The sequence below is a fragment of the Nocardioides marinus genome (assembly GCF_013408145.1).
GTDB classification, from domain to species: domain Bacteria; phylum Actinomycetota; class Actinomycetes; order Propionibacteriales; family Nocardioidaceae; genus Nocardioides; species Nocardioides marinus.
The window spans coordinates 735855-757302 of the sequence record NZ_JACBZI010000001.1 but is presented as its reverse complement, the minus strand read 5'-3'; the positions used below and the strand labels follow the sequence as shown (position 1 = coordinate 757302).

The 21448-nt window shown below is 73.1% G+C and carries 22 protein-coding genes; 7 read left to right on the top strand and 15 right to left on the bottom strand.

Going from position 1 to position 21448, the window contains the following annotated elements:
- The gene (locus tag BKA05_RS03650) at nt 1–546 is read right to left on the bottom strand and encodes a hypothetical protein (RefSeq protein ID WP_179530216.1); all 546 of its coding nucleotides are present in this window, start codon (nt 544–546) and stop codon (nt 1–3) included.
- 75 nt (nt 547–621) lie between these two features.
- On the opposite strand from BKA05_RS03650, the gene BKA05_RS03645 reads away from it, so the two are divergent.
- From BKA05_RS03645 to BKA05_RS03625, 5 genes are read left to right on the top strand one after another with little or no spacing between them, the layout of a single operon-like run.
- Nucleotides 622–1230 (top strand): hypothetical protein, encoded by a 609-nt coding sequence (locus BKA05_RS03645; RefSeq protein ID WP_179530215.1) that lies wholly within the window; start codon nt 622–624, stop codon nt 1228–1230.
- Nucleotides 1227–1550, top strand: coding sequence for a hypothetical protein (locus BKA05_RS03640; RefSeq protein ID WP_179530214.1), 324 nt, complete (start codon nt 1227–1229; stop codon nt 1548–1550). The genes BKA05_RS03645 and BKA05_RS03640 overlap by 4 nt, the downstream gene beginning before the upstream one ends.
- A complete protein-coding gene (locus tag BKA05_RS03635; protein WP_179530213.1) occupies nt 1547–2392 on the top strand; it encodes a WXG100 family type VII secretion target in 846 nt (281 codons plus the stop codon). The genes BKA05_RS03640 and BKA05_RS03635 overlap by 4 nt, the downstream gene beginning before the upstream one ends.
- 11 nt (nt 2393–2403) lie before the next feature.
- Entirely contained in the window at nt 2404–2994 is a 591-nt protein-coding gene (locus BKA05_RS03630) for an ATP-binding protein (RefSeq protein WP_179530212.1), read from the top strand.
- Complete coding sequence (locus BKA05_RS03625) at nt 2991–3500, top strand: hypothetical protein (RefSeq protein ID WP_179530211.1); 510 nt, start codon at nt 2991–2993, stop codon at nt 3498–3500. The genes BKA05_RS03630 and BKA05_RS03625 overlap by 4 nt, the downstream gene beginning before the upstream one ends.
- Here BKA05_RS03625 and BKA05_RS03620 read toward each other — a convergent pair.
- Genes BKA05_RS03620 through BKA05_RS03610 form a run of 3 tightly spaced genes read right to left on the bottom strand, consistent with a single transcriptional unit; the run spans nt 3481 to nt 5503 of the window.
- A complete protein-coding gene (locus BKA05_RS03620) occupies nt 3481–3939 on the bottom strand; it encodes a DUF3592 domain-containing protein (protein WP_179530210.1) in 459 nt (152 codons plus the stop codon). The two genes, BKA05_RS03625 and BKA05_RS03620, sit on opposite strands and share 20 nt — an antisense overlap.
- Nucleotides 3936–4382, bottom strand: a complete 447-nt coding sequence (locus BKA05_RS03615) for a hypothetical protein (protein WP_179530209.1) — start codon at nt 4380–4382, stop codon at nt 3936–3938. Before BKA05_RS03615 ends, BKA05_RS03620 begins: the two co-directional genes overlap by 4 nt.
- Entirely contained in the window at nt 4379–5503 is a 1125-nt protein-coding gene (locus BKA05_RS03610; protein WP_179530208.1) for an adenosine deaminase, read from the bottom strand. Before BKA05_RS03610 ends, BKA05_RS03615 begins: the two co-directional genes overlap by 4 nt.
- Before the next feature lie 73 nt (nt 5504–5576).
- Here BKA05_RS03610 and BKA05_RS03605 point away from each other — a divergent pair, with 73 nt between their 5' ends.
- Nucleotides 5577–6029, top strand: a complete 453-nt coding sequence (locus BKA05_RS03605; protein WP_179530207.1) for a MaoC family dehydratase — start codon at nt 5577–5579, stop codon at nt 6027–6029.
- A 3-nt stretch (nt 6030–6032) separates the two neighbouring features.
- Here BKA05_RS03605 and BKA05_RS03600 read toward each other — a convergent pair whose 3' ends face one another.
- From BKA05_RS03600 to BKA05_RS03555, 11 genes are all read right to left on the bottom strand, one after another.
- Nucleotides 6033–7319, bottom strand: coding sequence for a thymidine phosphorylase (locus tag BKA05_RS03600; RefSeq protein WP_179530206.1), 1287 nt, complete (start codon nt 7317–7319; stop codon nt 6033–6035).
- Nucleotides 7316–8506, bottom strand: a complete 1191-nt coding sequence (locus tag BKA05_RS03595) for a cytochrome P450 (protein ID WP_179530205.1) — start codon at nt 8504–8506, stop codon at nt 7316–7318. The genes BKA05_RS03600 and BKA05_RS03595 overlap by 4 nt, the downstream gene beginning before the upstream one ends.
- Nucleotides 8478–8891 (bottom strand): cytidine deaminase, encoded by a 414-nt coding sequence (locus tag BKA05_RS19335; protein WP_343045507.1) that lies wholly within the window; start codon nt 8889–8891, stop codon nt 8478–8480. The genes BKA05_RS03595 and BKA05_RS19335 overlap by 29 nt, the downstream gene beginning before the upstream one ends.
- A gap of 2 nt (nt 8892–8893) precedes the next feature.
- Nucleotides 8894–10120: an ABC transporter permease gene (locus BKA05_RS19330; protein WP_218842258.1), complete on the bottom strand. Its 1227-nt coding sequence runs from the start codon at nt 10118–10120 to the stop codon at nt 8894–8896.
- The gene (locus BKA05_RS03585) at nt 10117–11244 is read right to left on the bottom strand and encodes an ABC transporter permease (protein ID WP_179530203.1); all 1128 of its coding nucleotides are present in this window, start codon (nt 11242–11244) and stop codon (nt 10117–10119) included. The genes BKA05_RS19330 and BKA05_RS03585 overlap by 4 nt, the downstream gene beginning before the upstream one ends.
- Nucleotides 11241–12752: an ABC transporter ATP-binding protein gene (locus BKA05_RS03580; RefSeq protein ID WP_179530202.1), complete on the bottom strand. Its 1512-nt coding sequence runs from the start codon at nt 12750–12752 to the stop codon at nt 11241–11243. The genes BKA05_RS03585 and BKA05_RS03580 overlap by 4 nt, the downstream gene beginning before the upstream one ends.
- Before the next feature lie 168 nt (nt 12753–12920).
- The gene (locus BKA05_RS03575) at nt 12921–13964 is read right to left on the bottom strand and encodes a BMP family lipoprotein (RefSeq protein WP_343045506.1); all 1044 of its coding nucleotides are present in this window, start codon (nt 13962–13964) and stop codon (nt 12921–12923) included.
- A gap of 148 nt (nt 13965–14112) precedes the next feature.
- Nucleotides 14113–15300 (bottom strand): amidohydrolase, encoded by a 1188-nt coding sequence (locus BKA05_RS03570; protein WP_179530201.1) that lies wholly within the window; start codon nt 15298–15300, stop codon nt 14113–14115.
- Nucleotides 15297–16322: a methylmalonyl Co-A mutase-associated GTPase MeaB gene (gene meaB, locus BKA05_RS03565; RefSeq protein WP_179530200.1), complete on the bottom strand. Its 1026-nt coding sequence runs from the start codon at nt 16320–16322 to the stop codon at nt 15297–15299. The genes BKA05_RS03570 and meaB overlap by 4 nt, the downstream gene beginning before the upstream one ends.
- Nucleotides 16322–18487, bottom strand: coding sequence for a methylmalonyl-CoA mutase (scpA, locus tag BKA05_RS03560; protein WP_179530199.1), 2166 nt, complete (start codon nt 18485–18487; stop codon nt 16322–16324). Before scpA ends, meaB begins: the two co-directional genes overlap by 1 nt.
- A complete protein-coding gene (locus BKA05_RS03555) occupies nt 18484–20220 on the bottom strand; it encodes a methylmalonyl-CoA mutase family protein (protein ID WP_179530198.1) in 1737 nt (578 codons plus the stop codon). The genes scpA and BKA05_RS03555 overlap by 4 nt, the downstream gene beginning before the upstream one ends.
- A gap of 141 nt (nt 20221–20361) precedes the next feature.
- On the opposite strand from BKA05_RS03555, the gene BKA05_RS03550 reads away from it, so the two are divergent.
- Nucleotides 20362–21426, top strand: coding sequence for a glycosyltransferase (locus BKA05_RS03550; protein ID WP_179530197.1), 1065 nt, complete (start codon nt 20362–20364; stop codon nt 21424–21426).
- The last annotated feature ends 22 nt before the right edge of the window (nt 21427–21448 follow it).

The following is a 21448-nucleotide window of genomic DNA, read 5'->3' as shown; positions in this document are numbered from 1 at the left end:
TCACTCCCGAGGGATGCCGCCCGTCAGGGCACTGGTCATCGACGCCACCCGAGCAGCCAGCTGCTCGGGTGGCGTCGCCGTCGAGGAGAGCTGCACGCGCACCGTCGCCCGGTCGGGGACGACGCGGGCGATCCCGGTCGCCGTGCTCCCGACGACGCCCGAGCAACCACCGGCCTGCTCCACCAGCTGCTCGACGTCGGGCGTGCCGGCGAGAGTGCGACAGGCACCGTCGAGCGCCCGGTCCACCGGCGTGGTGTCGTCGCTGTCGGGGAGGGCGTAGGAGACGACCTCGACCACCAGGTCGGTGTCGCCCTCGCCCGACCACCGGCACCCGGCACGGACCAGCTCGTCGTCGGCCTCGTGGCTGGGGCTGCCCCCGTCCAGCCCCAGGTCGCTGGGGACCTCCTCGGCCAGGGCGGCGCACAGGTCCTCGGGCAGGGCCGCCGGGTCGGCGCCGGTGACCTTCGGGTCCTCGGAGCAGGAGGCGAGCGTGGCACCGAGCAGGACCGCGAGGCACGGGGCGAGCAGACGGGAGCGGGCGGGCATGCCCGCAGCCTTCCGTGGGGACCGGCGCGACAAACCCCAGGGTTAGGACCGCCGGTGTCGGGGCATCCGACCTGCGTGAACGTCTTGGACCACGACTCCCGCCTCGTGCTGGCGCACCGCGCCGCCACGCGTCCCGACTTCTGGGGGCCCACCGAGGACGCGTCCGGGGCCGATGCCTCCGGCGCCGTCGAGGTGGTCGTCGACCCTGCGGCCCTGGTGCGGGCGGTGCGGGTCTGCGACCCCGGTCTCCTCAGGACGCCGGAGGCGCTGCAGGCCAGGGTGCTCGAGGCCCACCGGGCCGCCGACACCGCGCGGGCGGTCGCCGTGCAGCTCGCGCACTCGGTCGAGGAGCCACCGGCGACCCCGGAGGCGCTGGTCGCATCGCTGCAACCACGGGTGCGCCGCCCGAGCGACGCGGTGCGGCACGCACGGATGGTGGCCGACTCCGGGGGCACACCGCCCACCCACGCCCCTCCCCCACGCGGCGTCCAGGGGCTCTCGCAGAACGGCATGGTCACCGTGGGCACCGATGCCGACGGCCGGCCCGCGACCGTCCTCGCCGACCCCGCCTGGCTCTCCGCCGCGACCGCCGGAGGCCTGCAGCAGGCGCTGCTCCAGGCCTTCCAGCGGGCCTTCACCCACTACGCCGACACCCTCACCACCGCGACAGGAGGCACCTCGTGAGCGACTCCCTCGAGGCCGACATCGACCGCTTCCCCGAGGCCGCCCAGGGCTGGGAGGCGCTCGGCGCCCGCCTGGCCGAGAGCCGGGACCTGCTCTCGGACGGCCTGGGTGACGGCTGGCGCTTCGGCGTGCTGGCCACCGAGATCGGCGGTCAGCACGACGCCTTCGTCCAGTCGATGTACGACGCCCTCGACGAGGGCGCGAGCCGCGCCCGTCGCGTCGGGGAGCTGCTGCGCGACGTCGCCCGCGACCTCGGGCTCACCGACGCCGAGCAGCAGGCCCACCTCGACAGCCTGCGCGGGCAGGTGCTCGGCGCATGACGACCAGCGCACCGACGCAGCACGACACGTCCTTCGTCGACTGGCAGGACGAGGTCGAGCGGATGCTGGAGACCCTCGAGGAGAAGATCCAGGAGGGCGTCGACTGGGTCCTCGACCAGTGGGACGGCTCCATCCTCGACTCGTGGCTGAAGTACACCAGCCCGGCGGTCTACGCCGCCGGCAAGTACGCCCTCAGCAGGCTGGAGGACGCGATCCAGCGGATCTGGGACGAGTTCGAGCGCACCCTCCCCGAGGTGTGGGAGCAGGTGCGACGCCTGTTCGCCACCCCGTGGGGCCTGATGGACCTCAGCGAGCGCTACAGCGAGGCGGCCGGGGCGCTGCGCGACGAGGAGATCGCCGTGGAACGCCTCACCCGGCACCTCCAGAAGGGCTGGAGCGGAGACGCCGCCGCGGCCTACGCCGGGGTGGCGGCCGAGCAGAAGAACGCCATCCTGGCCGTCAACACCGGGCTCACCAGCGCCTCCTCGGCCTGCGCCACCGGGGCCCGCCAGGTCTGGGCGACCTGGCAGGCGGTGGTCGACACCATCCTCGACATCGCCGGCTCGGTCGTGGCCGCGATCAAGGACGGCACCGATGCCGGCCAGTGGGTCACCCTCGACGCAGGGCCTGCGATCAAGGTGATCGGCGAGGTCGCGATCGAGGTGCTGCGCCTGGCCAACGAGCTGCTCGGTTTCTGGGCCGACAACACCACCGTCAACCTCGCTGTGTGGACCGGTCTCAACGACGGCCTGGTGGGCCTGCGCTCGGGCAACGCGTGGCCCGACATCGATTCCTACGACCGCGACGACGTCCGTGACGGGAGCGGCTGGACGCACTCCTAGACTCATCTCCCGTGCATGCGCGGGTGATCGTCCTGGCCGGTCCGTCCGGATCCGGCAAGTCCCGTCTCGCCGCTCGGCTCGGCCTGCCCGTGCTGCGGCTCGACGACTTCTACAAGGACGGCGACGACCCCACGCTGCCGCGCATCGAGCACGGCGCCAACGCCGGCCTGGTCGACTGGGACCACCCAGAGTCCTGGCTCCCCGAGGACGCCCTGGCCACGATGGTCGAGCTGGCCACCACCGGCCACGCCGAGGTGCCGGTCTACGAGATCTCCGAGAACGGTCGCTGCGGCTCGCGCGCGCTCGACCTCGGCGGGGCGCGGCTCTTCGTCGCCGAGGGCATCTTCGCCCCCGACGTGGTCGGGCCGGCCCGCGAGGCAGGCGTGCTCGCCGCCGCCTACTGCGTACGCCGCTCGGCGGCCACGACCTTCGTGCTGCGCCTCGTACGCGACCTCCGGGAGCACCGCAAGCCACCGCTGGTGCTGGTCCGGCGGGGGCTGGCGCTGGCCCGGGCCCAGCGCGGCGTCGTCGCCGACGCCGTCGCCAAGGGCTGCGAGCCGCTCTCCCCCGATCGCACCGTCGAGGCGGTCGCGGCGCTGTGATCGCGCCCGACGGACTCCCCTGGGGCCGGCTCAAGCAGCCGGACCGGCTCAGCTGCGGCGCCGCGGTCCTGGTGGTCGCACGCATGCTCTCCGACGAGGTGTACGCCGGTCGCGTGCTGCCCCGCTTCGCCGAGGAGGTCCTCGCGACCCACCGGGAGGTCGTCGGCTGGTGGCCGCGGGCGCTCGGCACGCCGCCGTGGGCGCTGCTGCGCCACCTGCCCGGCAGGCACCGGCTGACCCGACCGGACTTCGCCGCGGTGCTGGCCGCCGCCGAGCACGACCCGGTGCCGGTCTACGTCGGCACCCGGGTGCTGCCCCGGCACGTGGTCCTCGTGGTGGCCGCGGCCCACGGCACCTGGGTGGTCTACGACCCGGCGCGCGGCGGGCTGGTCACCGTCGACGCCGAGCAGCACGCGCAGGACCGGCTGCCCTTCGGGCGCTGGCACCACGCGTGGTGGGCCCTCGTCCCGCGGGCTACCCCGGGAGCTAGACCGCGAACTCGGTGATCAGCACGATCAGCGCCCAGGCCACCGGCAGCGACACCGCGGCCCCGAGCATGACCCGGGCCAGGCCGAGGGCGGTGGCCCCGGCACCCATCCGGTGGTCGACCTGGTCGAGGACCACGCGGCCCGGGTGCGCGGAGTCGTAGCGGACCTCGACCCGCTCCCCCACGTGCGGGATCGGCGGCTCCATGCCCGACATCGTCTCCGAGGTCAGGGTCTGGCCGTCGACCTCGTAGCGCACCAGGTGGAAGTAGACGGTCACCGGCTCCCCGGACATGGCGACGTCCTTGGGGCGGGTCTCCAGGACGTCGGCGACGGTGACGACCGCCCGCTCGGCGAAGGAGTCGGCAGCGCGGCGCTCGCGCAGGCCGCGCAGGCCCAGGACGACGGAGAGGGCCAGGGCGACACCGGCCGCACCCAGCATGACCACGCTCAGGATCATCGGATCCTCCTTCCGGCACGATCATGGCGGAGGACCCACCGCGCCGCGAGCAGACCCACCGTCGCCACGAGCAGCTCCTGCGGCAGTCGACCGGCGTCCTCGCGCTGGATGGAGACGTGCCACTCGTCCAGCGCGGCCGGGAAGGGCGAGCGCCCGAAGAAGAGGTTCGACGGCTTGTCGGCGTCGGGCAGGCAGGCACCGAGCATCCCGGCGAGCACGCGTGCGCGCCGGTGGGCGGGCGTGACGCGGGCCAGCAGCCCCATCGCGGTGAGCCCCACGAGGCCGTCGGGGACCGCGACCTGCAAGAAGATGGAGTCATCGCCCCAGTGCGGCGTGCGGTCCAGCGCGAAGTGGGAGGCGACCCCGGCGGCGAGGGCCGAGACCGGCCCCGGTGCGACGGCGCCGATGACCGCGCCGGTCCACACGTGGTTGGTGATGATCACCGGGCGGCACCGTCGGCCGGGGCCGGGCCGACGAGCCCGGCGTACCCGGGCTTGATGACCTCGTCGATGAGCGCCAGCCGCTCGTCGAAGGGCAGGAAGGCCGACTTCATCGCGTTGATGGTGAACCACCGCAGCTCCGCGGCGCCGTACCCGAACGCCTCGACCAGCGACCACATCTCCTCGGTCATCGACGTCCCGCTCATCAGCCGGTTGTCGGTGTTGACCGTGATCCGGAAGCGCAGGTCGGTGAGCAGGCCGATGGGGTGCTCGGCCACCGAGGTGGCCGCGCCGGTCTGGACGTTGCTGGCCGGGCACAGCTCCAGGGGGATCCGCTTGTCGCGGACGTACGCCGCGAGCCGGCCCAGCTCGACCGACCCGTCCTCGGCGACCGTGATGTCGTCCACGATCCGCACGCCGTGGCCGAGCCGGTCCGCGCCGCACCACTGCAGGGCCTCCCAGATCGACGGGGTGCCGAAGGCCTCGCCGGCGTGGATGGTGAAGTGGAAGTTCTCGCGCTGGAGGTACTCGAAGGCGTCGAGGTGGCGGGTCGGGGGGTAGCCGGCCTCGGCGCCGGCGATGTCGAAGCCGGCGACGCCGCGGTCGCGCCACTGCACGGCCAGCTCGGCGATCTCCATCGAGCGCGCGGCGTGCCGCATGGCGGTCAGGAGCTGGCGCACCACGATGCGGCCCTCGGCCGCGGCGACGCCCTCGTCGAAGCCGCGCTGCACCGCTGCCACGACCTCGTCGAGCGAGAGCCCGTCCTCGAGGTGCTGCTCGGGGGCGTAGCGGACCTCGGCGTAGACCACGCCGTCGGCGACGAGGTCCTCGACGCACTCGCGCGCCACCCGGGTCAGGGCGTCGGCGGTCTGCATGACCGCGACGGTGTGGGTGAAGGTCTCCAGGTAGCGCTCGAGGGACCCGGAGTCGGCGGCATCGGCGAACCAGCGGCCCAGCGCCGCGGCGTCGCCGTCGGGGTCGGTGGGCAGCTCGTGGCCGACCTCGCGGGCCAGCTCCAGGACCGTCGAGGGCCGCAGCCCGCCGTCGAGGTGGTCGTGCAGGAGCACCTTCGGCGCCCGCAGCACGTCGTCGCGGGAGAGGTCTGGAGAGGGGGTGGCGCTCATGGCGCGATCATCCCAGACACCGCGTCACGGACCTCCCCTGACACCGCGACCCACGGCCCGCTAGGTTCACCCCATGCGCGTCTTCACCACCATGGACGAGGTCTCCGCCGCCGCCGGCGAGGAGCTGGGCACGAGCGACTGGGTGGAGATCACCCAGGAGCGCGTCGACACCTTCGCCGACGCCACCGGCGACCACCAGTGGATCCACGTCGACGCCGAGCGGAGCGCGGAGGGCCCCTTCGGCGGCACCATCGCCCACGGCTACCTCACGCTCTCGATGGTGCCGTGGCTGGGCAGCGAGGTCTTCGCGCTCGACACCCCGGGTGCCAAGCTCAACTACGGCGTCAACAAGGTCCGCTTCCCGAACCCCGTCCGGGTCGGCAAGCGGGTGCGCGCCCACGTGGCCATGGGCGAGGTGACCGACATCCCGGCCGGCAAGCAGATCACCCTGCGCTACACGATCGAGATCGAGGGCGAGAGCAAGCCCGCCTGCGTGGCCGAGACGGTCGTCCTGCTGCTGGCGTGAGGGTCAGCTGACCCGGTCGATCACCAGCGGCGACGGCTCGTACGCCGACCCGGCCGGCTCCACGTCGTACCCGCCCTCGAGGCTGGCCAGCGCGCGGTCGAAGCGCTCGGGCTCGTCGGTGAGCAGCGTCATCAGCGGCTGACCCTCGGTGACCTCGTCGCCGGGGCGCGCGTGCCAGACGACGCCGGCGCCGTCCTGGACGGCGTCGCCGAGCTTCGCGCGGCCCGCGCCGAGGCGCCAGGCGGCCATGCCGACGGCCAACGCGTCGAGCCGCGTCAGGACACCCGTGGCCGGCGCGGTCACCACGTGGGACTCCCGCGCGGTCGGAAGCGCCGCGTCGGGGTCGCCGTCCTGGGCGCGGATCATCTTCTTCCACACGTCCATCGCGGAGCCGTCGGCCAGCTTGTCGGCGGGGTCGACGTCGTCGACCCCCGCACCCGCGAGCATCTCGCGCGCGAGGGCGACGGTGAGCTCCACGACGTCGGCCGGTCCGCCGCCGGCCAGCACCTCGACGGACTCGGCCACCTCGATGGCGTTGCCGGCGGTGAACCCCAGCGGGGTGGACATGTCGGTGAGCAGCGCGGTGGTGCGCACGCCGGCGTCCTTGCCGAGCGCCACCATCGTCTCGGCCAGCTCGCGGGCACGGTCGAGGTCCTTCATGAACGCCCCGGTGCCGACCTTGACGTCCAGCACCAGCGAGCCGGTGCCCTCGGCGATCTTCTTGCTCATGATCGAGGAGGCGATCAGCGGGATCGCCTCGACGGTGCCGGTCACGTCGCGCAGGGCGTAGAGCTTCTTGTCGGCCGGGGCCAGGCCGGTGCCGGCCGCGCAGATGACCGCGCCGACCTCCTCGAGCTGACGCATCATCTCGTCGTTGGACAGCGCGGCGCGCCAGCCGGGGATCGACTCGAGCTTGTCGAGCGTGCCGCCGGTGTGGCCCAGCCCGCGACCGGAGAGCTGCGGCACGGCCACGCCGCAGGCGGCGACCAGGGGCGCCAGCGGCAGGGTGATCTTGTCCCCCACCCCGCCGGTCGAGTGCTTGTCGGCGGTGGGGCGGGACAGCGCGGAGAAGTCCATCCGCTCCCCCGAGGCGATCATCGCCGCGGTCCAGCGCGAGATCTCCTCGCGCTCCATGCCGTTGAGCAGGATCGCCATCGCCAGCGCCGACATCTGCTCGTCGGCGACGTCACCCCGGGTGTAGGCGTCGACGACCCAGTCGATCTGGCTGTCGCTCAGGGTGCCGCCGTCCCTCTTGGCGGTGATCACCTCGACGGCGTCGTGCTGGCTCATGCGTCCCTCTCCTCCGGGTGACCGCCCGATGCGGTCACCTCCACTCGTCGGTGGCCGCGCAGCACGAACGTGCCGCGGCTCTCCGGCTCCCCGGCCAGGGCCAGGCCGGGCAGGCGCTCGAACAGCAGCGCCACCGACTCCGTCAGCTCCATCCTGGCCAGTGGTGCACCCAGGCAGAAGTGCACGCCGACCCCGAAGGCCAGGTGCGGGTTGGTCGCCCGGGCGACGTCGAACTCGTCGGGCCGCTCGAAGACGGCCGGGTCGCGGTTGGCGGCGCCCAGCAGGGCGCTGACCCTCTCGCCGGGGCGGACCACGATCCCCCCGGGCAGCTCGACCTCCGCGGTGGCGGTGCGCTCGAAGAGCTGCAGCGCGGAGTCGAAGCGCAGCATCTCCTCCACGCACGCCGCCACGTCGGGGCCCGGCCGCAGCCCCCGCCGCAGCATCGCCACGAGGCCGTTGCCGAAGACGTTGACCGAGGCCTCGTGGCCGGCGTTGAGCAGCAGCACCACGGCCGCGACGACCTCGTCGTCGCTCAGCTCGGTACCCGCGAGGTCGGTGATGAGGTCGTCTGCGGGCTGCCGGCGGCGTACGGCGACCAGGTCGCGCACCAGGGCGGCGAAGTCCTCCGCGGCGGCCACGGCCGCGGCGACGACGCTCTCGTCGGGCGAGGGCTCGTACATCCGCACGATCGCCTGGGACCAGTCGCGCAGGTCGTGGGCGTGGCTGCGCGGCACCCCCAGCAGCTCGGCGATGACCAGCACCGGCAGCGGCTCGGCGTAGGCCTCGACCACGTCGAAGGGGCGCGAGGCGTCGACCTCGTCCAGCAGCTCGGAGGCCAGCGCGCGCACCCGCGGCCGCAGCCGCTCCACGTGGCCGCGGCTGAACGCCGAGGCGACCGGACGCCGCAGCCGGGTGTGCTCCGGCGGCTCGTTCTCCATCATCTGGTTGCGGTGCAGCAGGTTGAACGGCTCGAGGCGCTCCGCGGGCTCGCGGTCGGTCCAGAGCCGCCCCAGCCGGCGGTCACGCTGCACCGCCGAGACCGCGGCGTGGGTGAAGGTGAACCAGGAGCCCGAGGGCTCGTGCCAGGCGACCGCGTGCCGGGACCGCTCCTGCGCGAACCAGGGGTAGGGGTCGGCGACGACGGCGGGGTCGGTCAGGTCAAGCGAGGTCGTCGGGGCCGAAGGCATCCGGCAGCACCTCGCTCATCCGACGCAGCCCCGAGACGGTCATGATCTCCATCTCCGGGCCGCCGTTCTCCCACAGCAGCTGGCGGCAGCGCCCGCACGGCATCACCACGACCGGCTCGGTGCCGACGGCGCCGCCCACGCACACGAAGTGCGTCAGGCGCCCGCCGCCCTCGATGTGCAGCCGGCTGACCAGCCCGCACTCCGCGCACAGCGCGACGCCGTAGGCGGCGTTCTCGACGTTGCAGCCGGTCACCAGCCGCCCGTCGTCGACGAGCGCCGCGGCACCCACCGCGAAGGAGGAGTAGGGCGCGTAGGCGTGCCGCGAGGCGGCCACCGCCTCGGCCTGCAGGGCGTCCCAGTCGACGCCGGTCCCAGGGGTCGACACGGCTAGCCCGCACTCCCCCGGCGATAGACCTGCCCGTCGGCCGCGGGCATCCGTAGTCGTTGCGAGGCGAAGGCGAGGACCAGCAGCGTCACGACGTACGGCGTGATGTTGACGAAGTCGCCGGGCACGACGTCGATCGCGGCGTAGACGGTGATCAGCGCCGCGGCCGCCACCAGGATGCCGACGGCGAGGCGGACCTGCTTGCGCCACAGCTGGTAGCCGGCCAGGGCGATGGCCAGGACCGCGACGGCCAGCAGCAGCGCGTGCACCGAGGTGCCGCCCTGGCGCAGGCCGAGGGTCTGGGTGTAGCCGAAGAGGCCGGAGCCGGCCAGCAGCCCGCCGGGCCGCCAGTTGCCGAAGATCATCGCGGCCAGGCCGATGTAGCCACGACCGCCGGTCTGCCCGTCGCGGTAGTTCGACGAGGCCACCATCGCCAGGAAGCCGCCCGCCAGGCCGGCGAGGGCGCCGGAGATCAGCACCGCGATGAACTTGTAGCGCAGCACCGCGACACCGAGCGACTCCGCCGCCGACGGGCTCTCGCCGGTCGAGCGCAGTCGCAGGCCGAAGGAGGTGCGCCACAGCACCCAGTAGGTGAGCACGAGCAGCACGAAGGCCAGCACCACGAGCAGCGAGAGGTTGGTGACCAGGGCCCGGGCCACGGCGGCGAGCTCGGAGACGAAGAAGATGTTCTGCCCCTCCACCTCGCCCAGCGCGTCGCTGAGTGGCCCGATCGTGATCGAGCCGACGTTGTCCAGCTTCGGGGACTGGGTCTGGCCGCCGCCGGGCAGGCCGACGAAGGTGAGCGCGGCGAGGTACTGCACGGCCCCGACCGCGATGATGTTGATCGCGACACCGGAGATGATGTGGTCCACGCCGAAGACCACCGTCGCGGTCGCGTGGATCAGGCCGCCGATGGCGCCCATCAGCAGCGCACCGGCGACACCGGCCCAGGCGCCGTAGTGGTAGCCGAAGTACCCCGCACCGTAGGTGCCGAGCACCATCATCCCCTCGAGGCCGATGTTGACCACGCCCGCGCGCTCGGACCACAGGCCCCCGAGACCGGCGAGCATGATCGGCACCAGGGCGATCAGGGTCGCGCGCACCGTGCCCGAGGACGCGAGGTCCTCGGCGCCGGTGACGACCCGGAGCACCGAGATCGCCAGCAGCACCAGCACGGCGGCACCCAGCCACCACAGCCGGGGCAGACGACGGGTGGTCACGGCGCTCATGCGCGGGCCTCCTCTTCCTGGTCGGTCGCCGTCGCGCGGCCGGCCTCGAGGGCGCGGGCCACGGCGTGCTGCTCGAGGCGCACGCCGTAGCGGCGCACCACCTCGTAGGAGATGACGACGGTCAGGACGATCACGCCCTGGGTGATGGCGACGATGTCGGGCGAGACGCCGACGAGGATCTGCAGCGGGTTGGACTGCTCGTCGAGGTAGGCGAAGAGCAGGGCGCCGATCGCGATGCCGATCGGGTGGTTGCGACCCAGCAGCGCGATGGCGATGCCGGCGAAGCCGAGACCGGACTGGAAGGTCGAGCCGTAGCTGTAGGAGTCGCCGAAGAGCAGCGGGAGGCCCACGAGCCCGGCGACGGCACCGGAGAGGAGCATCGCCACGATCGTCATCCGGGTCACCGAGATGCCGCTGGCCACCGCTGCGGTCGTCGACTTGCCGGTCGCCCGGAGGTCGAAGCCGAAGCGGGTGCGGTTGAGCAGGAACCAGTAGGTGAACCCGGCCAGCGCGGCGAGGAAGATGAAGCCGTAGACCTCGGTGGTCGACCCGTCACCGATCTGGAAGCCGGGGATCCGCGAGCCCTCCGGGATCTCCTTGGTGCCGATGTCGTTGCTGCCCTCCTCGCGCACCGCGACCCGGCGCAGGAAGTAGGCGACCAGGCCGGTGGCGATGAAGTTGAGCATGATCGTGGAGATCACCTCGCTGACGCCCCGCTTGGCCCGCAGCACACCGGCGATGCCGGCCCAGGCGGCGCCCGCGAGCATCGCGGCCAGGATCGCCAGGACGGTGTTGGCCGCGCCCGGTAGCCAGGCCTCGCCCGCGACCACGGCGGCCACGAACGCGGCGACGCGGTACTGGCCGTCGACGCCGATGTTGAACAGGTTCATCCGGAAGCCCACCGCGACGGCGAGGCCGGAGAGGTAGAGCACGGTGGCGTTGTTGAGGATGTTGGCGACGTTGCGCTCGGCGGGGACGCCGAGCAGGGTCGACCAGACCTCGCCGACGGGGTCGCCGGCCAGCACCAGCACCAGGCTGGTGATCAGGAACGCCAGCACCAGCGCGAGCACCGGGGCGAGCAGCCCCAGGCCCAGCTTCTGCAGTCGTGGGTCGAGGTTCGTCACGCGGCACCTCCCGCACCGGTCATGGCCGAGCCGAGCTGCTCGGGGGTCACCTGACCCGGGTCGAAGGAGCCGACGAGACGACCCCGCAGGATCACCTCGATCCGGTCGGAGAGACCGATGAGCTCGTCGAGGTCGGCGGAGATCAGCAGCACCGCGAGGCCGAGCCGGCGGGCCTCCTTGATGTGCCCCCAGATCGCGGCCTGGGCGCCCACGTCGACCCCGCGGGTCGGGTGGGCGGCGATCAGCAGGATCGGGTCACCGCTCATCTCCCGGCCCACGATCAGCTTCTGCTGGTTGCCGCCGGACAGCGCGCGGGCGAGGGTGTCCACGCCCGGGGTGCGCACGTCGTAGTCCTCGACGATGCGCTGGGTGTCGGTGCGCGAGGCGCCCCGGTCGATCAGGCCCCGGCGCGCCCACGGCTTGCGGGTCTGGTGGCCGAGCACGCGGTTCTCCCACAGCGGCGCGTCGAGGAGCAGCCCGTGGCGGTGCCGGTCCTCGGGGATGTAGCCGATGCCGGCCTCACGACGCCGGCGGGTGGAGAGCTCGGTGAGGTCCTGGCCGGCGAGCCGGACGGTGCCGGTGGCACCGGGCCGCATGCCCATGATCGCTTCGACCAGCTCGGCCTGGCCGTTGCCCTCGACCCCGGCGATGCCGAGGACCTCCCCGGCGTGGATGTCGAAGGAGATGGCGTCCAGCAGCGGCCGGTTCTCGCCGGGCAGCCCGAGGTCGGCGACGTGCAGGGTGACCCGGTCGGTGACCGTGGAGGCCTCCGTCGACGGGCTGGGCAGCTCCGAGCCGACCATCAGCTCGGCGAGCTCGCGCGAGGTGGTGCCGGAGGGGTCGACGGTGGCCACCGTCGTACCGCGGCGGATGACGGTGATCTCGTCGGCGACGGAGAGGACCTCGTCGAGCTTGTGGGAGATGAAGATGACCGAGAGCCCCTCGGCCTTGAGCTCGCGCAGGTTGGCGAAGAGCTCCTCGACCTCCTGGGGCACCAGGACCGCCGTCGGCTCGTCGAGGATGATGACCCGCGCGCCGCGGTAGAGGACCTTGAGGATCTCCACCCGCTGACGGGCGCCGACACCGAGGTCCTCGACCATCTGGTCGGGCTCCACGCCGAGGCCGTAGGCATCCGAGATCCGCACGATCTCGGCGCGCGCGGCGGCACCGATGCCGTGCAGCTTCTCGGCGCCGAGGACGACGTTCTCGAGGACGGTGAAGTTGTCGGCGAGCTGGAAGTGCTGGAAGACCATGCCGACTCCGTGCCGGATCGCGTCCGCGGGCGAGCCGAGGCTCACCTGGGTCCCGCCGATCTCGATGGTCCCGGAGTCGGGTGCCTGCACGCCGTACAGGATCTTCATCAGCGTCGACTTGCCGGCGCCGTTCTCACCCACGATCGCGTGGATGGTGCCACGAGCGACGTCGATGTTGATGTCGTCGTTCGCGATCACGCCCGGGAACCGCTTGCCGATCCCCCGCAGGCGCACCGCTGGTGCGACGTCGGACACGAGAACCCCTTCCGGTCCCGAAAATCTCACTGCATCAATCTCACTGGGTGGCACGCAGAGGCTGCGCGCCGACGAGCACGCTATCCGACGAGGACCGGTGCACGGGAAGCCGCAGGCCACGCCCGCCGGAGCGGACGTGGCCTGCGACGTGGAACCAGACGCGCTAGATCACGGAGCGGTGGGCACCGAGATCTCGCCGTCGATGATCTGCTGCTTCAGCTCGTCGAGCTGCTCGACGATGTCGTCGACGAAGCCGCCGCTGGTGGAGTAGCCCACGCCGTCGACCGCGAGGTCGTAGGTGGTCACACCGGAGGGGAACTCGCCGTCGTTGACCTGGGTGAGGTACTCGTAGACCGCGACGTTCACGTTCTTGAGCATCGAGGTCAGGATCGAGTCCTGCACCGACGGGTCGGCGGTGTTGTACTGGTCGGAGTCGACACCGATGGCCCAGTTGCCGGACTCCGAGGCAGCCTCGAAGACACCGCCGCCGGAGCCGCCCGCGGCGTGGTAGACGATGTCCGCACCGTTGTCGTACATGCCCTCGGCCGCGGTCTTGCCCTTGGCCGGGTCACCGAAGCCGGAGAAGTCCGGCACCTGGGTGAGGTAGGTGACGTCGATCTCGATGTCGGGGTTCACCGACTCGGCACCGGCGATGTAGCCCGCCTCGAACTTCTGGATCAGCGGGGTCTCGACGCCGCCGACGAAGCCGATGTGGTCGTTCTCGGTCTTCAGCGCCGCAGCGGCACCGACCAGGAACGAGCCCTGCTCCTCGGCGAAGACCAGGCTGGCGACGTTGTCGGACTCCACGCTGGAGTCGTCGATGATCGCGAAGTGGACGTCGGGGTACTCCTCGGCGACCTTGCCGATCGAGGCGGCGTAGGCGAAGCCGACCGCGATGATCGGGTCGTAGCCGGCGTCGGCGAAGGTGCGCAGGCGCTCCTCGCGGGCCGACTCGGCCTCGCCGTCCTCGGCCTCGGACTCCTGGGACTCCATGCCGAACTCGTCCATCGCCTGGTCGAGGCCCGCGGCAGCGGAGTCGTTGAAGGACTGGTCACCGCGACCGCCCACGTCGTAGGCCATGCCGACCTTGACGTCGCTGGTGGGGGCGTCCCCGTTGTCGGTGCCCTCGTCGGTGCCCTCGTCGGAGCCACACGCCGACAGGGTGAGCGCGGCGGCCATGGCCACCGCTGCAAATCGAGCCGTCTTCCTCACGGCAACCCTCCTGATGATCGGTTGCGTCCCGTGGTGCGGGACACACCGGGTCACCCTAGGGCCGCACCGGGCCCACGACGGGGTCCCAGGCCGAAATTCCCCCGGTTGTTACCTGTCGGTGACCTCCGCGGTCCGCGCGAGCGTCGCCTCAGGCGCGCAGCGCCCTCCAGGCCGCCTCCGCCATCAGGCGGGCACCGATGGTGATCGCCCGCTCGTCGATGTGCAGGTTGCCCTGGTGCAGGTCGTAGGTGGGCCCGCCGGGAGTGCGGGTGCCCAGGCGCATCATCGCGCCGGGGACCTGGTCGAGGTACCACCCGAAGTCCTCGCCACCGAGGCTCTGCGGGGCGGTCACCTGGCCGTCCGGGCCGAGGACCTCCGTCACGGCCTCGGCGAGGATCCGGTTGGACAGGGACTCGTTGACCACCGGCGGGACGCCGCGCTGGTAGTCCAGGTGCGCCGTGACGCCGTAGGGCCGCACGATCTCGTGCACCAGCTCGCGCACGAGCTTCTCGCACTCCGCCCACGCGACCGCGTCGAGGATCCGGACGGTGCCGGCCAGGACCCCGTGGTCGGGGATGACGTTGGGCGCCGAGCCGGCAGCGACCATCCCCCACACCACGCTGACCCCCGAGCGGGGGTCGAGTCGACGGGAGAGGATGGCCGGCAGCTCGGTGGTCACCTTGGCCAGCGCGAAGGTGAGGTCCCCGGTGAGGTGCGGGCGCGAGGTGTGCCCACCGGTGCCCTCGAGCCGGATCTCGATGCGGTCGGCGGCGCTGGTGAGCGGGCCCAGCCGCAGGCCCACCTGGCCGACGTCGACCCCGGGGTCGCAGTGCAGGGCGAAGACCCGCTCCACGCCGTCGAGGACGCCGAGGCCCATCAGGTGCACGGCCCCGCCGGGCATGACCTCCTCGGCGGGCTGGAAGAACAGCCGCACCCGGCCCCCGAGCTCCCCCACCGCGTGCACGCGGGCCAGCGCGTGGGCGGCGCCCACGAGGGCGGAGGTGTGCACGTCGTGGCCGCAGGCGTGCGCCACGCCGGGCAGCGTGGAGCGCCACGGGTCCTCGGAGACCTCCTGGACCGGCAGCGCGTCGAGGTCGGCGCGCAGGCCGACCGTCCGCTCCCCCGTGCCGAGATCGGCCACCAGGCCCGCGGGGCTGAGCCGCTGGATGCGCCACCCGCTGGCCTCCAGCCCGGCGGCGACGACGTCGGTGGTGCGGTGCTCGGCCCACGACAGCTCGGGGTGGGCGTGCAGGTCGCGGCGCAGGGCGACCAGGTCGGCCTCGTGGTCGGCCACGACCTGGGCGATGAGGGCGGAGGGCGTGGCCGGGGTCGTCATGGTCGTTCGAGGATAGTCGGGTCCCCGTCGTAGGCCGCGAGGATCCGGTCGGCCGCCACGGTGGCGGGCAGCTCGCCGGCCAGCACGGCGTCGCGGATCTCGTCGCGCACGGCGCGGACGCCCGTGGAGAGCCGCAGCCGCTGGTCGAGCTCGTCGCGGACCATCGCCCAGGTGAACTCCAGCTGCTGCTCGGCGCGCTTGGTGCCCAGCCCGTCGGTGCCGAGGTGCTCGCGGTGGGCGAGCACGCGCGACCAGACGTCGTCGACGTCGACGTCGTGCAGGCCCGAGCAGGTGACCACCGGGGGTGCCCACTCGGACTTCCCGCGCACCAGCCGCAGGGCGCCGGCGAGGTCGCGGGCCGCGGCGCGGGCCTCCTGCTCCCGGTCGCCGTCTGCCTTGTTGACCGCGATGACGTCGGCGATCTCGAGGATGCCCTTCTTGATGCCCTGGAGCTGGTCGCCGGTGCGGGCCAGGGTGAGGAACAGGAAGGTGTCGACCATCCCGGCCACCGTCACCTCCGACTGCCCGACGCCGACGGTCTCGACCAGGATCACGTCGTAGCCGGCCGCCTCGAGGACGGCCATCGCCTGGACGGTGGCCCGGGCGACGCCGCCGAGGGTGCCCGCCGACGGGGAGGGGCGGATGAACGCGTCCGGCTCCACCGAGAGCCGTCCCATCCGGGTCTTGTCGCCCAGCACCGAGCCGCCGGTGCGCACGCTGGAGGGGTCGACGGCCAGCACGCCCACCTTGTGCCCCTCGGCGACCAGGCGGGTGCCGAGAGCCTCGATGAACGTCGACTTCCCGACCCCGGGTACGCCGGAGATCCCGACCCGGACCACGTCGGACCCGCCGGACTCCTCGGCCAGCTCGGTCAGCAGCGCCCGCGCCTGGGCGCGGTGCTGCGGGCGCGAGGACTCCACCAGCGTGATCGCCTGCGAGACCGCCGCGCGCCGCTGCGCCCGGATGCCCTCGACGAGCCGGTCGACCTTCTCCTGGTCCCTGTCCCGGTCGGGAGCCGGCATCAGTGCCCGAGCTGGTCGCGCAGGGTGGCCAGCAGCGACAGCGCCGACTGGGCGATGACCGTGCCGGGCAGGAACACCTCGGCGGCACCCATCTCCAGCAGGGTCGGCACGTCGTCGGGCGGGATCACGCCACCGATGACGACCATGATGTCGTCACGGCCCTGCTCGGCCAGCGCGGTGCGCAGCGCCGGGAGCAGGGTGAGGTGGCCCGCGGCGAGCGAGCTGACGCCGACGATGTGCACGTCGTTGTCGACCGCCTGCTGAGCGACCTCCTCGGGCGTGGAGAACAGCGGCCCCACGTCGACGTCGAAGCCCATGTCGGCGAACGCGGAGACGATGACCTTCTGGCCGCGGTCGTGGCCGTCCTGGCCCATCTTGGCGACCAGGATGCGGGGGCGACGCCCCTCGGCCTCCTCGAACTCCGCGGTCTCGGCCAGCACCTGCTTGACCTGGGTGGCACCCTCGCCGTCGCCGGACTCGTCGCGGAACACGCCGCTGATCGTACGGATGACGGCCTGGTGGCGGCCGTAGACCTTCTCCAGCGCCTCGGAGATCTCGCCCACGGTCGCCTTGTTCCGCGCGGCGTCGACGGCCAGGGCGAGCAGGTTGCCCTCCATGCCCGAGCCGCCCCGCTCGGCGGAGGCGGTCAGCGCCTCCAGCGAGCGGCGTACGGCGTCGTCGTCACGCTCGGCGCGCAGCCGCTCGAGCTTGGCCAGCTGGCGTCGGTAGACGTCGTCGTTGTCGACGCGCAGGACGTCGAGCTTGTCCTCGGCGGCGAGCCGGTAGGTGTTGACGCCGATGAGCTTCTGCGCGCCGGAGTCCAGCCGGGCCTGGGTGCGGGCGGCGGCCTCCTCGATGCGCATCTTCGGGATGCCCTGCTCGATGGCCTTGGCCATGCCGCCGGCGCGCTCGGCCTCCTGGATGTGGGCCCACGCGCGCTCGGCGAGGTCGTGGGTCAGCCGCTCGACGTAGTAGGAGCCGGCCCACGGGTCGATGGTGCGGGTCGTGCCGGACTCCTGCTGCAGCATCAGCTGGGTGTTGCGCGCGATGCGGGCCGAGAAGTCGGTCGGCAGCGCGATCGCCTCGTCGAGGGCGTTGGTGTGCAGCGACTGGGTGTGACCCTGGGTCGCGGCCATCGCCTCGATGCAGGTGCGGCCGACGTTGTTGAAGACGTCCTGGGCGGTCAGCGACCAGCCGGAGGTCTGGGAGTGGGTGCGCAGGGAGAGCGACTTGGGGTTCTTCGGGTCGAACTCGCGCACCAGGCGCGACCACAGCGCGCGAGCGGCGCGCATCTTGGCGACCTCCATGAAGAAGTTCATGCCGATGGCCCAGAAGAAGCTCAGCCGCGGCGCGAAGGCGTCGATGTCGAGGCCGGCCTCGAGGCCGGCGCGGATGTACTCGACGCCGTCGGCGAGGGTGTAGGCCAGCTCGAGGTCGTTGGTCGCCCCGGCCTCCTGCATGTGGTAGCCGGAGATGGAGATCGAGTTGAACCGCGGCATCCGCTCGGCGGTGAAGGCGAAGATGTCGGAGATGATCCGCATCGACGGCACCGGCGGGTAGATGTAGGTGTTGCGGACCATGAACTCCTTGAGGATGTCGTTCTGGATGGTCCCGGCGAGCTGCTCGGGCTTGACGCCCTGCTCCTCGGCCGCGGCGATGTAGAGCGCCATCACCGGCAGCACGGCGCCGTTCATGGTCATCGAGACCGACATCTGGTCCAGCGGGATGCCCTCGAAGAGGGTGCGGGCGTCGTAGATCGAGTCGATCGCGACACCGGCCATGCCGACGTCGCCGCGCACCCGCGGGTGGTCGGAGTCGTAGCCGCGGTGGGTGGCGAGGTCGAAGGCGACCGAGAGGCCCTTCTGGCCGGCCGCGAGGTTGCGGCGGTAGAAGGCGTTGGACTCCTCGGCGGTCGAGAACCCGGCGTACTGACGGATGGTCCACGGCTGCGTGGTGTACATCGTCGGGTAGGGGCCGCGCAGGAACGGGCTCAGGCCCGGGTAGGTGTCGAGGGCGTCGAGGCCCTCGAGGTCCTCGGGGCCGTAGGACGTCTTGATCGCGATGCCCTCCGGGGCGGTCCACAGGTCGTGGGCCGGGGTGCCGGTGGACGGCGCCGCGCCCTCCCCCACGAGGGGCAGGCCGGCGAAGCTGGACGGGACACTCATCGGAGGGCCTCCCTGGTGCGGGTGAGGAAGGCGAGGGCGTCCACGCCCATCGCGCAGGAGTCGTCGATCACGTCGAAGACACCGCTGGTCGAGCTTGTCGAGACCCCCGCGATGATCACGCGGGTCGCGCCGGCCTCGCGCAGCGCGGACGCCGCGGCCTCGCCCCACTCGGCGTAGGTCGGGTCGGCACCGGCCAGGCACACGACCGACTGGCCGTCGTACGCCGCCACGAGCGCCTCGGGGCCGTCGGTGGCTCCGGCCACGTCGACGGCGACACCGCCGGCGGCGAGCAGGTTGGTGGCGAAGGTGGCCCGGGCGGTGTGCTGGGCGATCGGGCCCATCGTGGCGAGGAAGACGCGGCCCGCGGGGGCCTCGGCGCGCATCGCCTCGAAGGCCGCGCCGTAGGAGCGCACGCCCTCCCAGCCGGCGTACGGCTCCCGGGCGGGCAGCTCCTCGCCGAGGTTGGGGAACTCGGTCAGGCCGGTGAGCGGGCGCTGGCGGGTGGCGACCTCGCGGTCGCGCTGCTCGACGGTCGCGGCCACCATCTCCTCGAGCACCGCGGCGTCGGGACCGTCGGCGCCGTCGGCGCCGTCGAGGCGACCCAGCGCCTCCCAGGCGGCGCGGGCCATCGCGTCGGTGAGCTCCTCGACGGCGTACGCGCCACCGGCGGGGTCGGCGACGTGCGCCACGTGGGACTCGTCGATGAGCAGGTGGTGGGTGTTGCGCGCGATCCGGCGACCGAAGGCGTCGGGACGTCCCAGCGGGGCGTCGAAGGGCAGCACCGTGACGCTGTCGGCGCCGCCGACACCGGCGGCGAACGCGGCGACGGTGGTGCGCAGCATGTTCACGTACGGGTCGTAGGTGCTCATCATCGGACGGCTCGTCACGGCGTGGACGCTCACGGCGCCGGTCGAGCCCGTCGAGACCCCGGAGAGCTCCAGGACCCGCGCCCACAGCCGGCGTACGGCGCGGAGCTTGGCGATCGAGGCGAACTGCTCGTCGGTGACGGCCAGCCGCAGCTCGATGAGCCCCGCGGCGTCGGCGGCGCCGATGCCGGCGGCCTCCAGGACGCGCAGCACGCGGGCGCCGGCCGCCAGGACCCAGCCGAGCTCGGTGACGTCGGAGGCACCGCGGTCGTGGACCTTCGTGCCGTCGACCACGACGCCCAGCAGGCCCCGCTCGCGGGCCAGGCGGGCGACCGCGGCCAGCGTCTCGGCGTCGGCGGTGGCCGGGGCGCCGAGGTTGGTGCCGGTCGCGAGGTCGGTGTCGCCGGCGTGGGCCAGGAACGCCTGCGCCGCCGCGAGGGGGTCGGCGGCGTCGAGCGCGACCGGTGCCAGGTCGAGCAGCACGCCCTCGAGCAGGGTGGACAGGTCGGCGCCGGCGTCGACCTGCAGCCACAGCGAGGTGACCCCGCCGTCGAGGTCGACCAGCGCCGCCTCGTTGAGCTGCTTCTCGGGCCCGGCCTCGACCAGGGCGCGCACGTCCCAGTCGCCCGCGCGCGCCGGGCGCCCGGCGGTCGCCAGGCCCTCCAGCGAGCCCGGGGTGCCGAGCGGGGTGATGTCGAGGCCGTCCAGCGTCCGGCGGGTCAGCTTGTCCCACACCAGGGAGTCGGCGTCCTCCTCGCTCATCCGGCGCGACTTGCGCAGCACGGCGGCGGTGGCCTTCTCCCAGTCCGCCCGGGTCCAGGCGTCGTCGGCGTGGGCGAGCTCGAGCGCGCCCTCGGGTCCAGTCATGGTGCGAACCATAGGAGTGTCGAGTGACGTCGGCTACAGGATGTGATGTTTCCGACCGAGCGCCTGCTTGGTCCGCACCGTTCACCGCGCAGCCACCCCGAGGTCACGGCCGGGTCGACACGGCCGGCGAGGGTGCCCCCCATGCGCGTGCTCGTCGTGACCGAGTCCTGCTTCCCCGCCGGCGGCCCGACGGTGAAGGCCGTCCTGGACCGCCTCGTCGACACCGGCCACGAGGTCCGACTGGTGGCGCCGGCTCCCGGCCTCGCCGACTACCGCGGCTGCACGGTCGTGCGGATCAGCCCGCTGGCCAAGCCCGGCGCCCAGGTCCGCGCCGCCGTCGACGCCGCCCGGCCGGACGTGGTCCTCGCCCTGGACCCCGGCACCGGCCCGGGCAGCCTGGGGCGCAAGGCGCTCAAGCACGCGCAGGCGACCGGGGTGCCGACGACCGTGGTGCAGGCCTCCGCGGTGCCCGAGGTCCTCGGTGACTACTGGCGCACCACCGTGGCCGAGCGGGCCGACCTGCTGCTCGCGACCTCGCGGCACCTCGCGGGGCGCCTGTCCGCCCTCGGGCGCGAGGTCGGGGTGTGGGCGCCGGGCGTCGACACCCTGGCCTTCACCCCCGCCCTGCGCGACGAGTGGCTGCACCGGCACTGGTCCCGCGCCTCGTCGCGGGCCCAGCCGCTGGTGGTCGTGGGGTACGTCGGGGCGCTGCGCAAGCGGCACGGGGTACGCCGGCTGGCCGCCGTCTCCCGCATCCCGGGCGTGCGCCTGGTGGCGATCGGCGACGGGGCGCAGCGCGACTGGCTGGCCCAGCACGCGCGCGACGTCAAGCTGACCGGGGCGCTCGGCACCGGCGACCTGGCCGTCGCCATGGCGACCCTCGACGTCCTCGTCCACCCCGACGAGCAGCAGACGTGCGCCCACGCGCTGCGGGAGGCGGCCGCCTCCGGCGTACCGGTCGTGGCGCCGCGCGCCGGTGCCGCGGCCGAGGTGGTGCGCCACCTGGAGACGGGGCTGCTGCACTCCCCCGGCAGCGAGCGCGACCTGGTGCGCGCGGTCGGGGCCCTGGTGGCCGACCGGCACCGGGCCCTGCTCGGGGCTCGCGGGCGGCAGCTGGCCGAGGAGCGGTCCTGGACGCTGGCCGTCGACGAGCTGATCGGGCGGTTGGAGCAGCAGGTGAGGGTACCCTCACTTACCTCTCGGTAGGCGTCGAAGGGGGATATGTCAC